At 65.2% G+C, this 23,362-nt stretch carries 18 protein-coding genes and 1 pseudogene; 9 read left to right on the top strand and 10 right to left on the bottom strand.

Annotated features, from left to right (window positions below):
- Positions 1-111: 111 nt before the first annotated feature.
- From PMI15_RS22410 to PMI15_RS22395, 5 genes are all read left to right on the top strand, one after another.
- The gene (locus PMI15_RS22410; RefSeq protein ID WP_007874550.1) at positions 112-1,197 is read left to right on the top strand and encodes a cell division protein ZipA C-terminal FtsZ-binding domain-containing protein; all 1,086 of its coding nucleotides are present in this window, start codon (positions 112-114) and stop codon (positions 1,195-1,197) included.
- 36 nt (positions 1,198-1,233) lie between these two features.
- Positions 1,234-3,339: an NAD-dependent DNA ligase LigA gene (gene ligA / locus PMI15_RS22405; protein ID WP_007874548.1), complete on the top strand. Its 2,106-nt coding sequence runs from the start codon at positions 1,234-1,236 to the stop codon at positions 3,337-3,339.
- Between the two features lie 169 nt (positions 3,340-3,508).
- Positions 3,509-3,703, top strand: a complete 195-nt coding sequence (locus PMI15_RS24520; protein ID WP_007874547.1) for a hypothetical protein — start codon at positions 3,509-3,511, stop codon at positions 3,701-3,703.
- A gap of 42 nt (positions 3,704-3,745) precedes the next feature.
- Positions 3,746-4,285, top strand: coding sequence for a peptide deformylase (gene def / locus PMI15_RS22400; RefSeq protein ID WP_007874546.1), 540 nt, complete (start codon positions 3,746-3,748; stop codon positions 4,283-4,285).
- Between the two features lie 96 nt (positions 4,286-4,381).
- A complete protein-coding gene (locus tag PMI15_RS22395) occupies positions 4,382-5,083 on the top strand; it encodes a methyltransferase (RefSeq protein WP_007874544.1) in 702 nt (233 codons plus the stop codon).
- A 17-nt stretch (positions 5,084-5,100) separates the two neighbouring features.
- Here the strand turns inward: PMI15_RS22395 and PMI15_RS22390 are convergent, their stop codons facing one another.
- Positions 5,101-7,692: a [protein-PII] uridylyltransferase gene (locus PMI15_RS22390; protein WP_007874535.1), complete on the bottom strand. Its 2,592-nt coding sequence runs from the start codon at positions 7,690-7,692 to the stop codon at positions 5,101-5,103.
- Positions 7,693-7,756: 64 nt separating this feature from the next.
- A complete protein-coding gene (gene map, locus PMI15_RS22385; RefSeq protein ID WP_036840733.1) occupies positions 7,757-8,599 on the bottom strand; it encodes a type I methionyl aminopeptidase in 843 nt (280 codons plus the stop codon).
- Between the two features lie 256 nt (positions 8,600-8,855).
- On the opposite strand from map, the gene purL reads away from it, so the two are divergent.
- A complete protein-coding gene (gene purL / locus PMI15_RS22380; RefSeq protein ID WP_007874525.1) occupies positions 8,856-12,869 on the top strand; it encodes a phosphoribosylformylglycinamidine synthase in 4,014 nt (1,337 codons plus the stop codon).
- A gap of 64 nt (positions 12,870-12,933) precedes the next feature.
- Here the strand turns inward: purL and PMI15_RS25405 are convergent, their stop codons facing one another.
- The 8 genes and pseudogenes from PMI15_RS25405 to PMI15_RS22345 form a co-directional block, all read right to left on the bottom strand.
- Positions 12,934-13,683, bottom strand: a complete 750-nt coding sequence (locus PMI15_RS25405; protein ID WP_369751970.1) for an ABC transporter substrate-binding protein — start codon at positions 13,681-13,683, stop codon at positions 12,934-12,936.
- A gap of 126 nt (positions 13,684-13,809) precedes the next feature.
- Positions 13,810-13,974: pseudogene (gene rplL, locus PMI15_RS25400) on the bottom strand (50S ribosomal protein L7/L12); the annotation flags it as partial.
- Positions 13,975-14,328: 354 nt separating this feature from the next.
- Complete coding sequence (locus PMI15_RS22370; RefSeq protein ID WP_007874522.1) at positions 14,329-15,114, bottom strand: peptidyl-prolyl cis-trans isomerase; 786 nt, start codon at positions 15,112-15,114, stop codon at positions 14,329-14,331.
- 88 nt (positions 15,115-15,202) lie between these two features.
- On the bottom strand, positions 15,203-15,493 hold the full coding sequence (locus PMI15_RS22365) for a BolA family transcriptional regulator (protein WP_036840729.1): 291 nt from the start codon (positions 15,491-15,493) through the stop codon (positions 15,203-15,205).
- A complete protein-coding gene (locus PMI15_RS22360) occupies positions 15,493-16,119 on the bottom strand; it encodes a septation protein A (protein ID WP_007874519.1) in 627 nt (208 codons plus the stop codon). Before PMI15_RS22360 ends, PMI15_RS22365 begins: the two co-directional genes overlap by 1 nt.
- Before the next feature lie 83 nt (positions 16,120-16,202).
- Positions 16,203-16,616, bottom strand: a complete 414-nt coding sequence (msrB, locus tag PMI15_RS22355) for a peptide-methionine (R)-S-oxide reductase MsrB (protein WP_007874517.1) — start codon at positions 16,614-16,616, stop codon at positions 16,203-16,205.
- A 29-nt stretch (positions 16,617-16,645) separates the two neighbouring features.
- A complete protein-coding gene (locus PMI15_RS22350) occupies positions 16,646-18,151 on the bottom strand; it encodes a YdiU family protein (protein WP_007874515.1) in 1,506 nt (501 codons plus the stop codon).
- A 12-nt stretch (positions 18,152-18,163) separates the two neighbouring features.
- Positions 18,164-18,880 (bottom strand): Crp/Fnr family transcriptional regulator, encoded by a 717-nt coding sequence (locus tag PMI15_RS22345; RefSeq protein ID WP_007874512.1) that lies wholly within the window; start codon positions 18,878-18,880, stop codon positions 18,164-18,166.
- A 229-nt stretch (positions 18,881-19,109) separates the two neighbouring features.
- On the opposite strand from PMI15_RS22345, the gene PMI15_RS22340 reads away from it, so the two are divergent.
- The 3 genes from PMI15_RS22340 (at position 19,110) to PMI15_RS22330 (ending at position 23,357) form a co-directional block, all read left to right on the top strand.
- The gene (locus PMI15_RS22340; protein ID WP_007874510.1) at positions 19,110-20,738 is read left to right on the top strand and encodes a 3-(methylthio)propionyl-CoA ligase; all 1,629 of its coding nucleotides are present in this window, start codon (positions 19,110-19,112) and stop codon (positions 20,736-20,738) included.
- A gap of 335 nt (positions 20,739-21,073) precedes the next feature.
- Complete coding sequence (locus PMI15_RS22335) at positions 21,074-22,318, top strand: branched-chain amino acid ABC transporter substrate-binding protein (RefSeq protein WP_036840726.1); 1,245 nt, start codon at positions 21,074-21,076, stop codon at positions 22,316-22,318.
- A gap of 85 nt (positions 22,319-22,403) precedes the next feature.
- The gene (locus tag PMI15_RS22330) at positions 22,404-23,357 is read left to right on the top strand and encodes a branched-chain amino acid ABC transporter permease (protein WP_007874505.1); all 954 of its coding nucleotides are present in this window, start codon (positions 22,404-22,406) and stop codon (positions 23,355-23,357) included.
- The last annotated feature ends 5 nt before the right edge of the window (positions 23,358-23,362 follow it).

Raw genomic sequence — 23,362 nt, 5'->3', positions numbered from 1 at the left:
GGGGGCGTAATTTCACCAGCAGGGGCCGCGGAACCGGCTTTGCCGGGCCGCAGGCGCAGCGGCCCCCTCGGGGGGCAGCGCACTACGCGAAGCGAGAAGCGTGGGGGCTCAATGAGCTCCTTGCAGATCAGTCTGGCGGTGGTGGGCGGCCTGGTGCTGGCCGGCGTCGTGGCCCACAGCGCCTGGTCCTCGCGCCGCAACCTGCCCAAGCGCGCCACGCCCGAGGCCGCGCCTGTGCCGGAAACGGCCGATGCGACGGATCATCAGCCGCCAGCAGAAGGCGAAGGCGAGGCCGAACGGCTGGAGCCCAGCTTTGATGCGGATTCGGGCCTGGCCTCGCTGAACGCGCTGACCCGGCTCACCACACCCGAGCGCAAGCCCGGCCTGGACATCCTGATAGACGCCATGGCGGCCATTGCCCTGGACAACGTGGTCTCGGGCGAGGCCGCGCTGGCTGCCATGCCCAGCACGCGTCGCGCCGGCAGCAAGCCCTTTGGCGTCGAGGGCCTCAGTGTGATCACCGGCGAATGGGAATTCCCCACGGCCGGCCACCGCTACAGCGCTTTCCAGTGCGGCGTGCAACTGGCCAACCGCACCGGCGCGCTGAACCAGATCGAATACTCCGAATTTGTCATGAAGGCCCAGGCCTTCGCCGACGCCGTGGGCGGCGAACCCGAGTTTCCCGAAATGCTGGACGAGGTGGCCCGCGCCCGCGAACTCGACCAGTTCGCCAGCGCCCACGATGCGCAATTGAGCTTCACCTTGCGCGCCGTCAATACCGCCTGGAGCCCCGGCTACGTGCAGCAAAGCGCGGCCCGGCTCGGCTTTGTGCCCGGCTCCATCCCCGGCCGCATGGTGCTGCCGGCCAGCCAGCCGGGCCACGCGCCCATCCTGGGCCTGGCCTTCGACACCCAGGCCGCCATGGCCGAAGACCCCGAGCAGACGGCCTTGCGCGAACTCACGCTGTCGCTGGACGTGCCCCAGGTGCTGCGCTCCGAGCAGCCTTTTGCCCGCATGTGCGAAGCCGCGCTGTCCCTGGCCGCCAATATGGACGGCGTAATCATCGATGACAACGGCAACCTGATACGGCCCGAGGCCATGGAAGTCATACACGCCGACCTTGAGCAGCTTTACGACACGCTGGACAGCCGCGATTTATCGGCCGGCTCGGTGCTGGGGCGCCGGCTTTTTTCCTGATTTCACTGGGCTCCGTGCCCTTTTGCGATTTTTCCCATGGCCACCAAAGACCTGTTTGCGCCACCCGAGCCTTCGCCGCAGCCGGCCTCCACCGCGGCGCGGGCCGCCGCTTTGCGCGCGGAGTTGCACCTGCACTCGCACCGCTACTACGTGCTCGACGAGCCGACGATCCCCGATGCCGAATACGACAGGCTGTTCAGGGAACTGCAGGAACTCGAAGCCGCCCACCCCGAACTGCTGACGCCGGACTCGCCGACCCAGCGTGTGGGCGGCAAGCCCCTGGACCAGTTCGCCAGCGTGCGCCACAAGGTGCCCATGCTCAGCATACGCACCGAGACCGACACCGAGGCCACGGGCGCGCAAAACTTCGACACCCGCGTGCGCAAGGAACTGGGCCTGGCCGAGTCCGAGCCGCCGGTCGAGTACGTGGCCGAACTCAAGTTCGACGGCCTGGCCATGAGCCTGCGTTATGAGAACGGCATCCTGGTGCAAGCGGCCACGCGCGGCGACGGCGAAGTCGGTGAGGACGTGACGCAGAACATCCGCACCATCAACCAGATTCCTTTGCGCCTGCCCGCCGACGCTCCGCCTGTGATGGAAGTGCGCGGCGAGGTGTATATGCGGCGTGCCGATTTTGAAGCGCTCAACGAAAAACAGCGCGAGAAGATCGCGCAAGGCGCCAAGGGCGAAAAAACCTTCGTCAACCCCCGCAATGCGGCGGCCGGCGGTGTGCGCCAGCTGGATCCGGCCCTGGCCGCGCAACGGCGCCTGAGCTTTTTCGCCTACGGCCTGGGCGATGTCACGCCGGTGGAAGAGGGCGGCCCGGCCTTCGAGAGCCACTTCCAGATGTTGCTGACGTTGAAATCCTGGGGATTTCCGGTGGCGTCGCAGACGCAGCTCGCGCAGGGTGCGCCCGAGTTGATCGCTTTTCACGAAGCCATGGGCAGGCAGCGCGACAGCCTGCCCTACGACATCGATGGTGTGGTCTACAAGGTCAACAGCCTGGCGCTGCAAAAAAAGATGGGCTTTGTCACGCGCGAACCGCGCTGGGCCGTGGCGCACAAATACCCGGCCCAGGAGCAGCTCACCACCGTGCAGGCCATCGAGGTTCAGGTGGGGCGCACCGGCAAGCTCACGCCGGTGGCCAAGCTGGCGCCGGTGTTTGTGGGCGGCGTCACCGTGACCAACGCCACGCTGCACAATGAAGACGAAGCGCGCCGCAAGGACGTGCGTGTGGGCGACACCGTCATCGTGCGCCGCGCGGGCGACGTGATCCCCGAAGTCGTCAGCGTGCTGCTGGACAAACGCGTGCAGGACGCGCCGCAATTCAGCATGCCGCGCAAATGCCCGGTCTGCGGCTCCGACGCCGTGCGCGAGGAAGGCGAGGCCGACTACCGCTGCACCGGCGGCCTGTTCTGCGGCGCCCAGCGCAAGGAAGCCATCCTGCATTACGCGCACCGCCGCGCCGTCGAGGTTGAAGGCCTGGGCGACAAGCTGGTCGAGCAACTGGTGGACGCCAACATCATCCGCACCTTGCCCGACCTCTACAAGCTGGGCCTCACGGCGCTGGCCGGCCTGGACCGCATGGCTGAAAAGTCGGCCAACAACCTGCTCGAAGCGCTCGAAAAATCCAAGCAGACGACCTTGCCGCGTTTCCTGTTCGGCCTGGGCATACGCCATGTTGGTGAAGCCACGGCCAAGGAACTGGCGCGCCACTTCGGCAAGCTGGACGCCATCATGGACGCCACCGAAGAGCAGTTGCTGGAAGTCAGCGATGTGGGGCCTATCGTCGCGCAAAGCATTCGCACCTTCTTTGAGCAGTCGCACAACCGCGAGGTGGTCGAACAACTGCGCGCCTGTGGCGTGACCTGGGAGGAGGGCGAGCCCGCCGCCCGGGCGCCGCAGCCGCTGTCGGGAAAAACCTTTGTCATCACCGGCACCTTGCCCACCTTGAGCCGCGACGAAGCCAAGGACAAAGTCGAGGCCGCTGGCGGCAAGGTCGCCGGATCCGTCAGCAAGAAGACCGACTATGTGGTGGCGGGCGAGGAGGCCGGCAGCAAGCTGGTCAAGGCCCAGACGCTGGGCGTCCCGGTGATTGACGAAGCAGCGCTGCTGGCCATGCTGGCCGGGCCGTCAGCATAACGTTCTCTGGCACCTACCCATGGTGAGCCAGCCCTGCTGGAGCGCCGGCCCCACGAAGTAGCTGTCGCCGGCTTCGGCTTACATGGCGTTACCGGGGTTTGCACGCCGGACGTCAGGCCGGCCGCCCTCGCCGGACGTTGAAAAGACCTGTACACACAGGAGCTTCTCCATGAATAACAAACGTTTGCCTGCCTTGCTGGCCGCAGCCGGCCTGGCCGCCTTGCTGTCCGGTTGCGTCGTCGCCCCTGTCGGCCCTCCCGTGGCGGTTTACCCGTCCCGCCCCGTTTATGTCGAACCCGCTCCCGTCGTGGTGGTGCCCGCCCCAGGCTACTACCGGGGTTGGGGCTACAGGCACTGGCGCTAGGGCCCCTAAACCAAAAAAGCTCCGCGCCGCCATAATCGGCGCATGACCATTCGCGAAATCCTCAAGATGGGCGATCCCCGGCTGCTGCGGGTCGCCCAGCCTGTCACCGCCTTCGACACCGATGAGCTGCACCAGCTGGTCTCGGACATGTTCGACACCATGCGCGCCGTCAACGGCGCGGGCCTGGCCGCGCCGCAGATCGGCGTGGACCTGCAGCTGGTGATTTTCGGCACCGACGCGGTGAACCCGCGTTACCCCGACGCACCCCTGGTGCCGCGCACGGTGCTGCTCAACCCGGTGATCAGGCCCCTGGGCCCCGAGGAGGAAGAGGGCTGGGAAGGCTGCCTCTCGGTGCCCGGGCTGCGTGGCGTGGTGCCGCGGTTTTCGCGTATCCACTATGCCGGGTTTGACCAATACGGCGATCCCATCGAGCGCACGGTGGAGGGTTTTCATGCGCGTGTGGTGCAGCATGAATGCGACCACCTGATCGGCACGCTCTATCCCATGCGCATTCGCGATTTCAGCCGGTTCGGCTTTACCGAAGTGCTGTTTCCGGGACTGGACGCGTCGAACGACGACTGAGCGTCCGCCAGGTCTCGAGCCTCCAGGCGTACACTGGCGCGGTTGAGGGCTATTTCGCCCCGTTTGAGCGTGTTGTACGCAAGGAAAGTTTTCCGCATGCCGCACGCTCCCGCTCCGGGCGCGGTTCCCGCCGCCGGAACCGCTTCTGCATCGCCTTACCAGCTCAAGTATGAAACCGTGAGCGGCAGCGGCGAGGATCTGCAGCTGCGTTCCCTGTTGGACCGGCAGCAATTCCACGATCCCCTGGGCGAGGCCGAGCGCGAAGGCATTTCGTCCTCGGCCTGGCCCTTGTTCGGTTTGCTGTGGCCCTCGGGCCGGGTGCTGGCCCATGCCATGCTGAGCTTCGAGCTGGAAGGCAAGCGCATCCTGGAACTGGGCTGCGGCCTGGCGCTGGCCAGCCTGGTCGTGCATCGGCGCGGCGGCAACATCACCGCCAGCGACTGCCATCCGCTGGCCGCGGAGTTCCTGCTGGAAAACCTCAAGCTTAACCAGCTGCCGGCGATGAAATACCAGGCCGGCAACTGGTCGCGCGCCAACCCGCTGCTGGAGCGCTTTGACCTGATCATAGGCAGCGACGTGCTTTACGATCGCGGCCAGCCCGAGGCGCTGTCGCGTTTCATCGAGCTGCATGCGCAGCCGCGGGTCGAGGTGCTGATCGTGGACCCGGACCGCGGCAACCGGGCCAGCTTCAACCGCAGGATGGACGGGCTGGGTTATTCACGCACCGAGACGCGCGTGACCGAATTGCCGGCCGGCGGCCACTACAAGGGGCGTTTGCTGCAATACCTGCGGGCCTGAACGCCAGGTGTCAGGCATCAGGTATTGAGCGCCTCGAGCAGCTCGGTCTCGATGGCGATCTGCGCTTTGTTGTGCTGCAGCTCGGGCCCGTCGATCAAAAACGTGTCTTCCACGCGCTCGCCCAGGGTGCTGACCTTGGCCAATTGCAGGTTGATGCGGTGGCGCGCCAGCACCCGCGCGATGCGGTATAGCAGCCCGACGCGGTCGCTGGCGGAGACGCTGAGCAGCCAGCGCTGGGCTTTTTCGTCGGGCCGCAGGTCCACGCGCGGCGCGATCGGGAAGCTTTTGACGCGGCGCGACACGCGGCCCTTGCCGGGCGTGGGCAGGGGGCCGGGTTCCTCGATGGTGCGGTCCAGGTCGGCCTCGACCATGGCTGCGAGTTCGCGGTAGTGGTCGGTCAGCGTGGGGCTGACGACCTGGAAGGTGTCCAGTGCATAGCCATTCTGGGCGGTGTGGATCTTGGCATCCAGGATGCTGAAGCCGGCTTCGTCAAAGTAGCCGCAGATGCGCGCGAACAGGTCGGGCGCGTCCGGCGTGTAGACCAGCACCTGCATGCCCTCGCCGGCCGAGGAGCGGCGCGCGCGCACCACCGCTTTGGCCGTGCCGACGTGGCGCGAGAGCTGGCGCGCGTGCCAGGCGATGTCGGAGGCTTCGTGGCGCATGAAATAGCTGACGTCCAGCGTGTCCCACAGCGCCTTGTGCGCCTCGAAGGGCTCGGCATGCAGCGCCAGGATGGTCAGGGCCTCGCGCTTGCGGGCCTCGACCTCGGCGTCCGCGTCGGGCGCGCGGCCGCCCAGCACGCGCAGGGTGTAGCGGTACAGGTCCTCGAGCAGCTTGCCTTTCCAGGCGTTCCAGACCTTGGGGCTGGTGCCGCGTATGTCGGCCACCGTCAGCAGGTAGAGCGCCGTCAGGTAGCGCTCGTTGCCCACGCGTCTGGCGAAGGCCGCAATGACTTCGGGGTCGCTCAGGTCTTCCTTCTGGGCGATGCGGCTCATGCTCAGGTGCTCGCCGACCAGGAACTCGATCAGTTTTGCGTCTTCTGCGGCGATGCCGTGCTGGCGGCAAAAGACGTGCACGTCCTTGCAGCCCAGCTCGGAGTGGTCGCCGCCGCGGCCCTTGGCGATGTCGTGGAACAGCGCGGCGATGTACAAAATCCAGGGCTTGTCCCAGCCGGCCGCGAGCTGCGAACACATGGGGTACTCGTGCGAGTGCTCAGCCATGAAGAAGCGCCGCACGTTGCGCAGCACCATCAGGATGTGCTGGTCCACCGTGTAGACGTGGAACAGGTCGTGCTGCATCTGCCCGACGATCTTGCGGAAGATCCAGAGGTAGCGGCCCAGCACCGAGGTCTGGTTCATCAGCCGCATGGCATGGGTGATGCCCTCGGGCTGCTGCAGGATGCGCAGGAAGGTCGCGCGGTTGACCGGGTCGCTGCGGAAGCTGGCGTTCATCAGGCCGCGGGCGTTGTAGAGCGCGCGCAGGGTGCGCGCCGACAGGCCCTTGATGCCCACGGTGGTCTCGTAGAGCAAAAAGGTTTCCAGGATGGCGTGCGGCTCGCGCGCGTACAGGTCGTCGCTGGTCACCTCCAGCATGCCGGCCTTGTCGCAAAAGCGCTCGTTGATGGGCCGCAACGGGTAGGTGTTGGGGTTCAGCCGCTCCTCGATGTTGAGCAGCAGGATCTGGTTGAGCTGGGTCACGGCCTTGGCGGCCCAGTAGTAGCGCTTCATCAGCGCCTCGCTGGCGCGGCGCGGCAGCTTGCTGCCGTCATCGGCCTCGGCTGAATAGCCGAAGGATTCGGCCACGGCGGTCTGCAGGTCGAACACCAGGCGGTCTTCGCGGCGCCCGGCGATCAGGTGCAGGCGCGCGCGTATCAGGCTCAGCAGGGCCTCATTGGCCTTGATCTGCCGCACCTCAAAGGCCGTGGCCAGGCCTTTGCGGGCCAGGTCGTCCCAGGACTTGCCCAGGCCGGCGGCGCGTGCCACCCAGAGGATCACCTGCAGGTCGCGCAGGCCGCCCGGCGATTCCTTGCAGTTGGGTTCCAGCGAGTAGGGCGTGTTCTCGAACTTGTTGTGGCGCTGGCGCAGCTCCAGCGTCTTGGCCACGTAAAAGGCCTGCGGGTCCAGCACGGCGGCCAGGCGTTTTTGCAGCTGCTGGAAGTTCTTTTTGGCGCCGGCGACCAGGCGGGCCTCCAGCAGCGAGGTCTGCACCGTGACGTCCTTGGAGGCTTCCTCCACGCAATCGGACGCGGTGCGCACGCTGGAGCCGATTTCCAGGCCCACGTCCCAGCAGGCGCCTATGAAGCGCTCAACCTTGGCCTTCAGCACCGGGTCGGCGTCGACATCGGTGTGGTCCGGCAGCAGCAGCAGCACGTCCACGTCCGAGTGGGGGAACAGCTCGCCGCGGCCGAAGCCGCCGGCGGCGACCAGGCAGGCCGCGGCCGGAAAACCGGCGCCCTCCCACAGCGCCTGCAGCGTGGCGTCGGTGTGGCGGGCGAATTTTTGCAGCAGGCCGTGGATGCCGCGCGAGGACGCGCCGCTGGCGGCCAGCGAGGCGAGCAGGGCGGCCTTGCCGGCCTTGTACTGCTCGCGCAGCTGGGGCAGGCCAGTCATTGCGGTAGAGGCCGTGTCAGTGGACGCGCGCGGCACGGGCATAGGGGGCCATAGGGGGCGCCGCTCAGGCGCTGACCGTGGCCTGGACCGGGCTTTGCTGCGGCACGAAGGCCGGAATCGCCGGGCTGCCGGCGGACAGGGTCAGCACCTCGTAGCCGGTGTCGGTCACCAGGATGGTGTGCTCCCACTGTGCGGACAGCGAATGGTCGCGCGTCACGATGCTCCAGCCGTCTTTTTCCGGGCCGTCCTTGATGTCGCGCTTGCCGGCGTTGATCATGGGCTCTATGGTGAAGGTCATGCCGGGAACCAGCTCTTCAAGCGTGCCGGGGCGGCCGTAGTGCAGCACCTGGGGTTCTTCATGGAAGTTTTGGCCTATACCGTGGCCGCAGAACTCGCGCACCACCGAAAAGCCCTGTTTTTCGGCAAAGGTCTGGATTGCGAAGCCGATGTCGCCCAGCCGCACACCGGGCTTGACGCGCATGATGCCCTGCCACATGGCTTCGTAGGTGATATTGCACAGCCGTTTGGCGGCGATCGAGGCCTCGCCGACCAGGTACATGCGGCTGTTGTCGCCGTGCCAGCCGTCCTTGGTGATGACGGTCACATCGATATTGACGATGTCGCCCTTTTTGAGCGGCTTGTCGTTGGGAATGCCGTGGCAGACCTGGTGGTTGACCGAGGTGCACAGCGATTTGGGGTAGGGCACATAGCCGGGAGGGCCGTAGCCCAGGGTCGCGGGAATGGTGCCCTGGACCTGGGTCATGTAGTCGTGGGCCAGCCGGTCGATTTCATTGGTGGTCACGCCCGGTTTCACGAAGGGGGCCAGGTAGTCCAGTACCTCGGAAGCCAGCCTGCCGGCCAGGCGCATGCCTTCGATCCCGGCCGCATCTTTGTAAGTAATACTCATGGCCCTGATTATCCCACCGCTCCCGGGGGCATGCATTTTCAGCATGAGTGTCAGGGCTTTTGCTTTTTTGGCCTGAATCATCCGCGAAAGTGCCCGCATCTGGCGCTCAGCGAGCCCGGCAAGCCCCCAGTCGCTGATAAAATTACGGGTTAACGCGAACCCCGCAAAGGCCGGCCACAAACAGGCGCTTGCAGGCGGTGTTAAACCCCCAAACAGCCATGAGCTGCCCACCTCCCACTACAAGGCCACCGCTACCGTGACCCTGCACCTGACGACTTTTGAGGGCGAACCCCACGGGATCAGCGCCCTCAGCGACTTCCGCGTCCAGCAACTCCTTCCCCGCTTGCAAGCCATCCACGACAAGATCGTCGGCATCAGTGCCCGCTTTGTGCACCTGGTGGCGACAGAATCGCCGCCTTCAGAGGCCGCCAAAGCCCAGCTCGCGGCTTTGCTCAGCTACGGCGAGCCCTGCGCGCCGGCCGGCAAGGAAGGCGATGCCCTGGTCTTTATCGTCTCGCCGCGTTTCGGCACCGTCTCACCCTGGGCCTCCAAGGCCACGGACATCGCCCACAACTGCGGCCTGGCCGTCAAGCGGGTGGAGCGCATCACCGAATACCGCGTCACGCTGAAAACCGGGTTTTTCAGCAAGACGGCCCTGAACGCCGCCCAGCGCGAGCAGGTTGCCGGCCTGCTGCACGACCGCATGACCGAAAGCGTGATGTTCGATCGTGCCGAGGCCGCGGGCCTGTTCACCGAGCTGCAGGGTGCGCCGCTGCAGACCATAGACGTGCTGGCCGGCGGCAAGGCCGCGCTTGAAAAAGCCAACGCCGAGTTCGGCCTGGCGCTGGCCGCCGACGAGATCGACTACCTGGTCAACGCCTTCACGCAATTGAAGCGCAACCCGACCGACGTCGAGCTCATGATGTTCGCCCAGGCCAACAGCGAACACTGCCGCCACAAAATTTTCAACGCCGATTTCACGATTGACGGCGTGCCGCAGGAAAAAAGCCTGTTCGGCATGATCCGCAACACCGAAAAGCTGCACCCCCAGCACACGGTGGTGGCCTATTCGGACAACGCCTCCGTCATGGAGGGCTACAAGACCCAGCGCTTCTACGCCAGACCGGACGCCACCGGCCGCCAGACCTACAGCGCCACCGAGGGCGTGCAGATGCACGTGCTCATGAAGGTCGAGACGCACAACCATCCCACGGCGATTTCGCCTTTCCCCGGCGCCTCCACCGGCGCGGGCGGCGAGATTCGCGACGAGGGCGCGACCGGCCGCGGCTCCAAGCCCAAGGCGGGTTTGACGGGCTTTACGGTCTCCAGGCTGTTTGACGATGCCGGCACGTCCTATGGCAAGCCCGAACACATCGCCAGCCCGCTGCAAATCATGACCGAGGGCCCGCTGGGTGGCGCGGCCTTTAACAACGAATTCGGCCGGCCCAACCTGGCCGGTTATTTCCGTGAATACGAGCAGACCGTGGCCGGCCAGCGCTGGGGTTACCACAAGCCCATCATGATCGCGGGCGGCGTCGGCACGATTGACGCGGCCTTGACCAAGAAGATCCTGTTCCCGGCCGGCACGCTGTTGATCCAGTTGGGCGGACCCGGCATGCGCATCGGCATGGGCGGCAGCGCGGCCAGTTCCATGGCCTCGGGCGCCAACGCGGCTCAGCTTGACTTCGACTCGGTGCAGCGCGGCAACCCCGAAATCGAACGCCGGGCCCAGGAAGTCATCAACCAGTGCGCCCAGCTGGGCGCGGCCAATCCCATCCTGGCCATCCACGATGTGGGTGCCGGCGGTTTGTCCAATGCCTTCCCCGAGCTTGTGAACGACGCCGGTCGCGGCGCGAAGTTCGACCTGCGCGCCGTGCCTCTCGAGGAAAGCGGCCTCTCGCCCAAGGAAATCTGGAGCAACGAGAGCCAGGAGCGCTACGTGATGGCGGTCGCGCCCGAGTCGCTGCCGCAGTTCCAGGCATTCTGCGAACGCGAGCGTTGCCCGTTCGCGGTCATCGGTGTCGCGACGGAGGAAAAGCAGCTGGTGCTGTCCGACAAGGACGCCGCAGCGCCGGTCGACATGCCCATGAATGTGCTCCTGGGCAAGCCGCCCAAGATGCACCGCGACGTGAAAACCGTCCGCCATGACATCAAGCCCATCGACCTGACCGGCGTGGACCTGCAAAAAAGCGCGATTGCCGTGCTGAGCCACCCCACGGTCGCTTCCAAGCGCTTTTTGATCACCATAGGCGACCGCACCGTGAGCGGGCTCACGCACCGCGACCAGATGGTCGGCCCCTGGCAGGTGCCGGTGGCCGATTGCGCCGTCACGCTGGCCGACTACAGCGGTTTTGCCGGCGAGGCCATGAGCATGGGCGAGCGCACGCCGCTGGCCACCGTCAATGCCGCGGCCTCAGGCCGCATGGCGGTCGCCGAGGCCATCACCAACCTGCTGGCCGCGCCGATTGAACTGCCGCGCGTCAAGCTCTCGGCCAACTGGATGGCCGCCTGCGGCGAGCCCGGCCAGGATGCCGCACTGTACGAAACCGTCAAAGCCGTGGGCATGGAACTGTGCCCCGCGCTGGGCGTGTCGATTCCCGTCGGCAAGGATTCCCTGTCCATGCGCACCGTGTGGAGCGAGGGCGATACCGGCAAGAAGGTCACCTCGCCGGTCTCGCTGATCGTGAGCGCCTTTGCCACGCTGCCCGATGTGCGCGGCACGCTGACGCCGCAGCTGGACCGCGATGAGGCCGACAGCACGCTGATCCTGGTTGACCTCGGCAAAGGTAAAAACCGCATGGGCGGCTCCATCCTCGCGCAGACGCTGGACAAGGAGGAGGGTGAGGTGCCCGACCTCGACGACCCCAAAGACCTGGTCAATCTGGTCAACGCCATCAATGCGCTGCGCAAAGAGGGCAAGCTCATGGCCTACCACGACCGCAGTGACGGCGGCCTGTTCGCCGCGGTCTGCGAAATGGGTTTTGCCGGCAATGTGGGCGTGTCGCTCAACATCGACATGCTGCTGGTCGAAGGCGACGGCATTTCCGACAGCCGTATGGACACCGGCGACAGCAAGAACTGGGCAAGCCAGGTCGGTGCGCGCCGCGAAGAGCTCACGCTCAAGGCGCTGTTCAATGAAGAGCTGGGCGCCGTCATCCAGGTGGCAACTTCCGCGCGCAACGAGGTCATGCAAACCCTGCGCGAACACGGCCTGTCCAAGTTCAGCCATTTCATCGGCAAGACCCGGCCCCAGCAGGCTTCGCTCGAGGTCGGCAAGGGCGAGATCCAGGTCTGGCGCGACACCAAGGCGGTGTTCTCGGCCAAGCTGCAGGACCTGCACCAGGTCTGGGACTCGGTCAGCTGGAAGATCTGCCAGCAGCGCGACAACCCCGACTGTGCCAACGCCGAACATGCGGCCGCCGGTAACCCCGCCGACCCGGGCTTGAGTGTGCAACTAACGTTTGACCCGGCCAAAGTACCAGCGGCGCCCGCGCTCAACCTGTCGGCACGGCCGCGCGTGGCGGTGCTGCGCGAGCAGGGCGTCAACTCGCACATGGAGATGGCCTACGTTTTCACCGAAGCCGGTTTCGAAGCCTGCGACGTGCACATGACCGACCTGCAGAGCGGCCGCGCCAAGCTTGCCGACTTCAAGGGCATCGTCGCCTGCGGCGGTTTCAGCTATGGCGACACCCTGGGCGCAGGCGTGGGCTGGGCGCGCTCCGTCACCTTCAACCCGGTGCTGTCCGAGGAGTTCAAGGCCTTCTTCGCGCGCCAGGACACCTTCGGCCTGGGCGTATGCAACGGCTGCCAGATGTTCGCCGAGCTGGCCGACATCATTCCGGGCGCCGAGGCCTGGCCGCGTTTCACCACCAACCGCAGCGAGCGCTTCGAGGCGCGCCTGAGCATGGTCGAGGTGCTGGAATCGCCCAGCATCTTCCTGCGGGGCATGGCCGGCAGCCGCCTGCCCATCGCGGTCGCGCACGGCGAGGGTTATGCCAATTTCGCCTTCCGGGGCGACGCGTCCAAGGCAATTGCCGCGATGCGCTTTACCGACAATCACGGCCAGCCCACGGAGGCCTACCCGGCCAATCCCAACGGCAGCGCTGGCGGCCTGACGGGCGTGACCACGGCTGACGGCCGCTTCACGGCCATGATGCCGCACCCCGAGCGCGTATTCCGCAACATCCAGAAAAGCTGGACTTCAGGTAAGGCCAGCGAACGCAGCCCGTGGATGAGCCTGTGGCACAACGCGCGCAAGTGGGTGGGTTGAGAGTCGCTCAAAAACCTCCTGGCGTTGTTGCACCGCCTTGCCGTGCAAGGGCCTGTGAGCAGTTCTAGGGGGTAGAGGACGGCGGCGCGACTGCCGCGCCTTCGATGCCGTGGCGCGTCAGCGCCGCAGCCACAAACCCCGAAGCCTTCATCTCCTCGACAAAGGCTGCCAGGTAGCGCGCACCGGCCTCTCGCCCCTTGGGCAGGCCCATGGCCTGGTTGATCACCATAAAGCGTCCCGGCAGCAGGCGCAGGCCCGCCACGCGTTTGGCGTCGGCTTCCAGCTGCTGCTTGACGCCGGCCGCCACTTCCAGGTTTTGCGCGACCATGACGTCGGTCACCGCCGGTGAGGTCGGGGCCTTCACCAGCCTGGCAGCCTTCAGCTCGCGGCTCAGGTAAAGGTCGTAGGCGCTGCCGTTGCCGACCACAACGCGGTTGGCCGCCTGGTCCACTTCTTCGTTGCGCCGGATGGGCGAGTCGTTTCGCACCAGGTAGGCGCCCTCGATGATCACGTAGGGCGGCGTCTGCAGCATGTCGGCGCCGCGCACCGGGTCTATCGCGACAAAGGCGATGTCCACCTGCGCGTCCCTGACCGCTTCGACCACTTTGCCGGCAGAGGTGAAGGTCACCAGTTCAACGGGTACGCCCAGGCGCCTGCCGAGCTCGTTGGACAGATCCACCGAGACGCCGCGCGGTGAACCGTCCGGCATGCGAACCGCCAGGATGGGGTTGCCGAAATTGATGGCGGCTTTGAGCCTGCCGGAGGGCGCCAGTTCGGCAACGGGCACCGGCGGCCTGGTGGCGCAACCCAGCAGCGCAAAAGCAGCCAGCGCCAGCACGGCCAGCGCGGCAAACCACCACCACAAGCCGTTCGAGCCGCGCACCTGGCCTGGAGACAGGCCTTCTTCGCTCGCGTCCGGCCCGGTGCCCCCGGCCTCCACCGCATCCTTGGCTTCTTTGAGCCCCATGCCCGTCAGGCCCCGCAGCCGTCGTACCGCCTCTATCTTGTTGCCCTGGTCCAGCGCCTCCTGCACCTGCGCGGGCAGGGGCGCGCCGGCGGGCAAGGCCTTGGGCGCGAAGCCGGCAGCCGGCGCTTCGCCGCGCATATAGGCTTCCAGCGCGTCCTTGGTTTCCTTCAGGCCCATGCCTGTGTCCGCGCGCATCAGCTTGATGGCCTCGACCAGGTTGCCGCGCTGCAAGGCGTCCTGCACAGGCTGGGGAAGGCTGGGGGCGGAAAGAGGTTCGGGGTGGTTCATGCGCGCCTCGACTGCGTGGCGGAAGACGCGAGAAAAACAAGGCACTTGGGCATGGAGGCTCCAGAAGCGGGTGAGCCATTGGAACGGCCCCCGCCACTGCCGTCAATCGGCAATTCGCCCCATCTGCTGCGTCCCAAGAAAAAAGCAGCCCAAAGGCTGCTTTTTCAGAAAGGCAGGGCGGGCAGGCTGCCCGCGATATGCTGTTTATTCGACCTTGGCTTTTTTGCGCAGGTCGGCCTGGAAGGCGGCCAGTTTTTGCTGTTGCATCGACTGGGCGATCTGCGGCTTGACTTCCTCATACGAAGGCAGCTGCGCCGTGCGGATGTCGTCGACACGAATGATGTGGTAGCCGAACTGGGTCTTCACCGGGGTTTCGGTGGTCTGGCCCTTGCCCAGCTTGCCCAGCGCCTCGCTGAACTCGGGCACGTAGCTGGAGGGGTTGGCCCAGTCGAGGTCGCCGCCCTTGGCGCCGGATCCGGGGTCCTTGGATTTCTTCTTGGCGATGTCGTCGAACTTACCGCCTTTTTTCAGGCTGGCGATGATTTCCTTGGCTTCGGCTTCTTTTTCCACCAGGATGTGGCGTGCCTTGTACTCCTTGCCGCCGTTGGCTTCGGCGAACTTGTCGTACTCGGCCTTCATTTCGGCTTCAGTGACCGGGTTGTTCTTCTGGTAGTCGGCGAACAGCTCGCGGATCAGGATGGTCTGGCGCGCCAGTTCCATCTGCACCTTGACGTCCTCGCTGGTGGACAGGCCGCGTTTTTCGGCTTCCTGCATGAAAACCTCGCGCGCGATCACTTCCTCGCGCAGCTGGGATTCCATGTCCGGGGTCACGGGCCGGCCCGACTTGGCGACCTGCTGGGCCAGCGAATCGAGGCGGGTCTTGGGAACGGCCTTGCCGTTGACGATGGCGAGGTTTTGCGCCAGGACGCCTTGGGCGCCCAGGGCCAGCAGGCCCGCAACGGCGGTAGCCAGTACAAATTGTTTCTTCATGGTGTCTTGCAGTCCTTTGGTGAATGCTTGGTTAGCGTCTGGAGGGTGCCTGGCCTTCGCGGCCGGAGTGACGCAGGCGCCGCGGGTTTCAGGGTGACTCGATGATCTCGATCGCCAGCGCATGCAGGCCCTGGTCAATGAAATTTTGCAGTGCATCATACACAAGCCGGTGGCGCGCCACCCGGCTCTGGCCGGTAAAGAGCGGGCTCGCGATGCGGATGCGAAAGTGGCTGCCGTAGCCCTCGGCATTGGCGCCCGCATGCCCGGCATGGGCGGCGCTTTCATCGAGCACCTCCAGCCGCGTGGGCTGCAGCCGCGCCTGGAGCTGCTGCTGGATGTCCTCGGTGCGCACGGGCAGGGCGCTGGAAACGCCGGCCATCATGGCGTGGTGCCGGGTTTGATGTGCTTGTTGAGGTAAACCGCCTGCGCCAGCACAAACACCACCATCAGCCCCAGTCCGCCGAAGAGCTTGAAATTGACCCAGGTGTCGGTGGAGAACGTGAAGGCCACCCACAGGTTGAGCATGCCCATGACGGCAAAAAAGCCGACCCAGCTCAGGTTGACCACGCGCCAGATTGCGTCCGGCAGGGCCATCTGCGCGCCCATCAGCGATTTGATGCCGTTTTTCTTGAAGACCAGCTGGCCGACCAGCAAGGCGCTACCCATGACCCAGTAGAGTACGGTGGGCTTCCATTTGATGAAGTTTTCGCTGTGGAAATAAATCGTGGCGCCGCCCAGCACGGTGACTAGCGCCAGGCTGACCCACAGCATGGTGTCGACCTTTTTGCCGCGCGCCTTGAGCCAGAGGATTTGCGCCAGCGTGGCGATGATCACCACCACGGTGGCCAGCAGAACGGGCGCCTCCGATGGGCCCACCACGCCGCCCGAGACCATAAAGCCCAACCAGTCGGTGGCCGTCGTTGCGGCCCAGTCCTTGTGACCTTCGGCGTACTTGAACATGCCGAAAAACAGGACGATGGGTAAAAAGTCGAAAAGAAGTTTCATGTGCTGATTATCTGGCCTAAGCGTGGGCCCTTGAGCGATCCCCGGCCGGGCGCGCGGCCCGGCTCCATGCATCCTGCGCGCCGTCAGGCTTTTGGTTTGAAATCGAGGGAGGCGGAATTCATGCAGTAACGCAGGCCGGTTGGTGTCGGCCCATCTGGGAACACGTGCCCCAGGTGCGCGCCGCAGCTCGCGCACACCGTTTCGGTGCGCACCATGCCGTGCTTGCGGTCCACGATTTCCTCGATCGCGCCCGGCACGGCTTCCTCGGAAAAGCTGGGCCAGCCGCAGCCGGCGTCGAATTTGGTCTCGGAGTCGAACAGTTTGGCACCGCAGCAGATGCAGTGGTAGCTGCCGTCGGCCCAGACGGCTTCGTACTTGCCGGTGTAGGGGCGTTCGGTGGCCGCGTGGCGGGTGACTTCAAAGGCGGCCGGCTCGGCCCCTTTTTCGGTCAGCAGGGCTTTCCATTCGGCGTCGGTTTTCTGGATCTTGGCGCTCATGTTGTGGTCCTGGGGATTTGACGTTGATGTTACGAACTGCAACTAATTTCAATCGATGAAGCCCAGTCGGGCGGGAAACCGGCAAAACTTTCATGGCCGGGATGCTCCTCACATGGGGATTGCAGCAAGGCAAGCAAGGTATCGACACCCGAAAAGTCTTTTAGTTTCGCCGCGCGTATGGCTTCCTCGCCCAGATGGTTGCGCAGCACGAATTTCGGGTTGCTCCTGTGCATCAGGCCGGCCCGCTGTTCGGGGTCTACGCCAGCCAGCTGTTCCGAATACTGCAAGGCCCAGGCATTGAAGGATTCGCGGTCGAAGAACAGGTCGCGCACCGGCTCATGGCCGCTTTGCGGCGTGAAACCGTTCAGGCGCCGCCAGAAGATGCTGTAGTCGACCTTGTTGGCGGCCAGCAGCTTGAAGCAGTTGTCCACCAGGGCCTTGTCATCCGGCCGCTCTTCCGCCAGGCCCAGCTTGGTTCGCATGCGCGCGTACAGGGCATCGGGGAACAAGGTTTTGTAAGGCTCCAGCGCGGCCAGCGCGAGCTCCTGCTCGCCTATCACCGGCAGCAGGGCCTGCCCCAGGCAGAACAGGTTCCAGTAGGCCATGTTCGGCTGGCGGTTATAGGCATAGCGGCCCTGGGCGTCCGAGTGGTTGCAGATGTGGTTGGGATCGAAGGCGTCCAGAAACTGGAAGGGGCCGTAGTCGATGGTCAGGCCCAGGATGCTCATGTTGTCGGTGTTCATCACGCCGTGGCAAAAACCCACGGCCTGCCAGGCCGCCATCAGATGGGCCGTGCGTTCGCTGACGGCCTCCAGCAGGGCCGCATAGGGCTGCGGCGCCTCCCGGCAATCAGGGTAAAAACGGTCTATGACGTAATCGGCCAGGGCCTTGAGCTGGGCATGCTGGCCGGTGTAGCTGAAATGCTCGAAATGCCCGAAGCGGATAAAGCTGGGCGCCAGGCGCGTCACCACGGCGGCGGTTTCGATTTCTTCGCGCCGCACCGGCGCGTCGGAGCCGGTGACGCACAGCGCCCGTGTGGTCGGGATGCCCAGGCCGTGCATGGCCTCGGAGCACAGGAATTCGCGAATCGAGCTGCGCAGCACGGCGCGGCCGTCGCCCATGCGGGAATAGGGCGTTTTGCCGGCGCCTTTGAGCTGGATTTCCTGCGGGCCGCGCGGGGTGTCTATCTCGCCCAGCAACAGCGCGCGGCCGTCGCCGAGTTGCCCGGCCCAGACGCCGAACTGGTGGCCGCTGTAGACGCTGGCCAGCGGCCGCGCGCCCGGCAGCAGGCGGTTGCCCGTCAGCGCCTCGAGTGTGCCGGCCGATTCCAGCCAGTTGTCCGCCAGGCCCAGCTCGCGTGCGAACGCGCGGCTTTTGCCTACCCAATAGGGCGAGGGCAGGGGCGTGGGCTGGAGTTCGGTGTAAAAGTCCGGGCCCAGGCTTGCAAAGCTGTTGACCCAGTTCAGGCCGGAGGCGCCGGCGGGGTTCAATTCGCCGGCAGGGCTGGGGCTGTCTATCGCGGAAGCTGAGGTCATGGCCTTATTGTGCTATCGCCCCGCCGGCCCTGCCGGGATGGGGTTAAGCGTTGGCCGGCTGGCGTAAGCCGCCAGCGCCTGCTCATCGAGCAGCGCCACGCGGCCGAACTCCAGCGACACCAGGCCCAGCCCCTCCAGGGTCTGCAGCACGCGGTTGACGGTCTGGCGCGACAGGCCGGCCAGGTGGCCCAGTTCTTCCTGTGACAGCAGCAGCTTGCGCCGGCCCTGCCAGAACACCCGGCTCAGGTACAGCGCCACACGCTGCTCGGGCGCGCGCAGGCGGCCCGCCTCGATGATGGTCATGGCCTGGGCCAGGCGCCGGTTCAGGTGGGCGACCAGGTAGTGGTTGAAGTCCAGGGAGCCGGCCAGCAGTTCGTCGAATTCGGCACGCGGCAGGCACAGCAGGGTGGTGTCGCGCAGCGCGATCACGTCGTAGCGGCGCGGCTCGGTCTTGAGCGCCGAGCCTTCGCCAAACCATTCGCCGTCAGGCACACCCAGGAAGGCCGACACCCGGCCTTCGGGCGAGGTGCTTTGCAGTTTCACCAGGCCCGACAGCACCGCATACCAGCCCTGGACCGGCGCGCCCGCGCCCAGCAGCACCTCGCCCTTGCGCCCGTCCAGCGTGAAGCTGTGCTCCAGCAAGCGCGCCTGGTGCTCGGCGGTCAGGCCGGGAAACCAGGGCTGGCCGCTGAGGAAGCGATGCGGCAAAGGGGCGAGGTCAAAGGGCATGGGCGCAATTGTCCTCCGGCTGTGGCACGGGGTATCTACCTAGAACCTGTCGGCCGGACGACAGGCTTTGCGTTTCGCCCGCCAGGCGGTGACAGTCGGCTGCGCGGTGTCGCCAAGGCGCCGCCGCTGGGGACTTTCCCGGGGCCTGGCGTCCAAGCCCAGGGGTACCATGGCCGCGGAGACTTTTGATTCACCCACACGCCCCCAGGGCAGGAAAGGAAAGCCGACGATGTTAGGTTTGATGCAAAGCCAGCCACTGCTGATTTCCGGTTTGATCGAGTTCGCGGAGCGCCACCACGGCGATGCTGAAATCGTCTCGCGCCGCGTGGAAGGCGACCTGCATCGCTACAACTACAAGGACATGGGCCAGCGCGCGCGCCGCGTCGCCAAGGCCCTGGACGGCCTGAAGCTCGCCTTTGGCGACCGGGTCGCCACGCTGGCCTGGAACGGCTACCGTCACCTGGAGCTCTATTACGGCGTCAGCGGCTCGGGCCGGGTGCTGCACACCATCAACCCGCGCCTGCACCCGGACCAGATCGCCTGGATCGCCAACCACGCCGAAGACCAGGTGCTGTGCTTCGACCTGAGCTTTTTGCCGCTGGTGCAGGCGGTGCACGCCCGCTGCCCGACCATCAAGCACTACATCGCGCTGTGCGGTGCCGACAAGCTGCCGGCAGACTCCGGCGTTCCCAACCTGCAAAGCTATGAAAGCTGGATAGGCGCGCAAAGCGCCGATTACGCCTGGCCCAGCTTTGACGAGAACACGGCTTCGAGCATGTGCTACACCAGCGGCACCACCGGCAACCCCAAGGCCGCGCTCTACAGCCACCGCTCCAGCACGCTGCATGCCTATGCGGCCGCGCTGCCCGATGTAATGTGCATCTCGGCGCGCGATGCCATCTTGCCCGTGGTGCCCATGTTCCACGTCAACGCCTGGGGCATCCCGTATTCGGCCGCGCTCACCGGCGCCAAGCTGGTGTTCCCCGGCCCGGCGCTGGACGGCAAGTCGATCTACGAATTGATAGAGGCCGAGAAGGTCACCTACGCGGCCGGCGTGCCCACGGTGTGGCAGATGCTGCTGACCCACATGAAACCCGCGGGCCTGAAGTTCTCCACCTTGAAGCGCACCGTCATAGGCGGCTCGGCCTGCCCGCCGGCCATGATCCATGCCTTCCGCGAAGACTACGGCGTGGAGGTGCTGCACGCCTGGGGCATGACCGAGATGAGCCCGCTGGGCACGCTGTGCACGCTCAAGAACAAGCACGACGCGCTGCCGGAAGCCGAAAAAATGAAAATACGCCTCAAGCAGGGGCGCGCCATCTACGGCGTCGACATGAAGATCGTCGACGCCCATGGCGACGAACTTCCCTGGGATGGCAAGGTCTTCGGCGACCTGCACGTCAAGGGACCGTGGATCGTGCGTGAGTACTTCAAGGGCGAGGGCGGCGACCCGCTGGTGGGCGGCTGGTTCCCCACGGGCGACGTCGGCACCATAGACCCCGACGGCTATTTGCAGATCACCGACCGCAGCAAGGACGTCATCAAGTCGGGCGGCGAATGGATCAGCTCCATCGACATCGAGAACATTGCCGTGGCGCATCCGGCCGTTGCCATGGCCGCCTGCATAGGCGTGGCCCATCCCAAGTGGGACGAGCGCCCCATCATCGCGGTGGTCAAAAAGCCCGGCATGGAGGTCACGCGCGACGAACTGATCCGCTTCTACGACGGCAAGACCGCGAAATGGCAAATCCCCGACGACGTGGTGTTTGTCGACGCGATCCCCCTGGGCGCCACCGGCAAGATGCTCAAGACCAGGCTGCGCGAGCTCTTGAAGGATTACAAATTGCCACAGCCATAAAACAAAAGTTCGAGGTGGGCGAATCAAACCAAGCATGAGACGCGGAACCGGCTTTGCCGGGCCGCAGGCGGGCGGCCCCCTCCGGGGGCAAGGAGTTACACGCAGTGAACGACTGTGGGGGCTACATCTCTGGTCACGTTCGTGACATATCGCTAGGGCATTCCCTGACGCAGTGCAGCATTAATTAACCTAACCTTTGCCGGTTCCCGTCAGGTTTTTCGTTCGCAAATTCATAAATTTTCAGGAGACAAGGGATGACAACCCAAACCCGATTTTTCGCGCGGCATGCAGGCGTCGCCCTGGCGGTGTCCGCCATGCTCTACAGCGGCATGACGATGGCCCAGGCACCTGCCAAGGCTGCCGCTCCCGCCAAGGCCGCAACCGCAGCGCCCGCCGCAGGTGGTGCCGTGAACCTGAACCAGACCGTCAAGATCGCCTGGCTGGATCCGCTCTCCGGCCTGATGGCGGCGGTCGGCACCAACCAGCTCAAGGGCTTCCAGTTCCTGGCCGAGCAGTTCAGCAAAAAGAACAAGGCCGGCGTGAAGTTCGAGATCATCGGCATCGACAACAAGCTCAGCCCGCAGGAAACCACCAACGCGCTGAAGTCCGCCATCGACCAGGGCGCGCGCTACATCGTGCAGGGCAACGGCTCGGGCCCGGCGCTGGCCATCATGGACGCGCTGTCCAAGTACAACGAACGCAATCCCGGCAAGGAAGTCGTCTACCTCAACTACGCCGCAGTGGACCCAGATCTCACCAACAGCAAGTGCGACTACTGGCACTTCCGCCTGGATGCCGACACCTCCATGAAGATGGAGGCGCTCACGGCCTTCATGAAGGAGCAGCCGGACATCAAGAAGGTTTACCTGATCAACCAGAACTACTCGCACGGCCAGCAGGTCGCCAAGTTCGCCAAGGCCAACCTGGGCAGCAAGCGTCCCGACATCCAAATCGTCGGTGAAGACCTGCACCCGCTGGCCCAGGTGCGCGACTTCGCGCCCTACATCGCCAAGATCAAGCAGTCGGGCGCCGACACCGTGATCACCGGCAACTGGGGCTCCGACCTGTCTCTGCTGGTGAAGGCCGCCAATGAGGCCGGTCTGAACAACGTCAAGTTCTACACCTACTACGCCGGCGTTACCGGCACGCCGACCGCGCTGGGCGCGGGCTCGGCCGGGCGCGTCTACATGGTGTCCTACAACCACCTCAACATGGGCGGCGAGATCCAGCAGATCCAGGCCGAGTACAAAAAGAAGTTCAACGACGACTTCTACACCGGCGCGATCTACCACGCCTTCACCATCCTGACCGAAGCCATGGCGCAGACCAAGTCGACCGAGCCGGCCGTGGTGGCCAAGGCCATGGAAGGCCTGCGCTTCAAGAGCTTTAACGGCGACGTCGAGATGCGCAAGACCGACCACCAGCTGCAGCAAGGCCTGTACATCGACAAATGGGAAAAAGCCGGCGGCAAATACCCCTACGATGCCGAGAACACGGGCTACACCTTTGTGCCGGTCAAATACTATGAGCCCTATGTGGCCAGCACGCCCACCTCGTGCCAGATGAAGCGCCCGGGATGACACCGGCGTCCCGCTGACGGACACAGGCCCGATCCGAGTTCGGGCCTTTTTTTCATCCGGCTTTTATTGCAACAGGCGCTTATCGATGAATCTGGAATCCTTCACCATTGCGATGCTCAACGGCCTCAGCTACGGCTTGCTGCTGTTCATGCTCAGCTCCGGCCTGACACTGATCTTCAGCATGATGGGCGTGCTCAATTTCGCGCACGCGTCCTTCTACATGGTCGGCGCCTACATTGCCTACAGCACCTCGCAGGTCATAGGCTTTTGGTGGTCGCTGCTGGTGGCGCCGCTGCTGGTGTTTGCCATGGGCGCGGCCTTCGAGCGCTTTTGCCTGCGCAAGGTGCACAAGTTCGGCCATGTGCCCGAGCTGCTGGTCACCTTCGGGCTGTCCTACCTGCTGCTGGAGCTGGTGCAACTGGTGTGGGGCCGCTCGGCCGTCAACTACGTGCTGCCCGAAGGCCTGCAGGGCCCGCTGTTCACGGTGTTCGGCACCAATTTCCCGAAATCGCGCGCCTTCATCATGTTCATCTCGCTGGCCATGCTGGCCGGCATCTGGCTGCTGCTCACGCGCACCCGCATAGGCCTGGTCATCCAGGCCGCGCTGACCCACCCTGAAACGGTGGAAGCCCTGGGCCACAACGTGCCGCGCGTTTTCATGCTGGTCTTCGGCGGCGGCGCGGCGCTCGCGGGCCTGGCCGGCGTCATTGGCGGCAACACCTTCATCACCGAGCCTGCCATGGCCGGCTCGGTGGGTGCCATCATTTTTGTGGTCGTGGTGGTGGGCGGCATGGGTTCGCTCAGCGGCGCCTTCCTGGCGTCGCTGCTGATAGGCCTGATACAGACCTTCGCGGTGCAGATGGACCAGTCGCTGATGACGCTGCTGGCCAGGTTCAGCTACACCGTGACGCCCGAGACCTTCGGCTACCCGCTGCTCAAGCTCACGATTTCGCAGGTGGCGCCCATACTGCCTTTCCTGTTCCTGGTGCTGATCCTGATCTTCAGGCCCAAGGGCCTGCTTGGCACGCGGGAAGGTTGAGGCAC

This window comes from Polaromonas sp. CF318, from assembly GCF_000282655.1.
Classification (GTDB): domain Bacteria; phylum Pseudomonadota; class Gammaproteobacteria; order Burkholderiales; family Burkholderiaceae_C; genus Polaromonas.
Note: the sequence above shows the minus strand (reverse complement) of the source record. Positions and strands in the feature narration are given on the sequence as shown.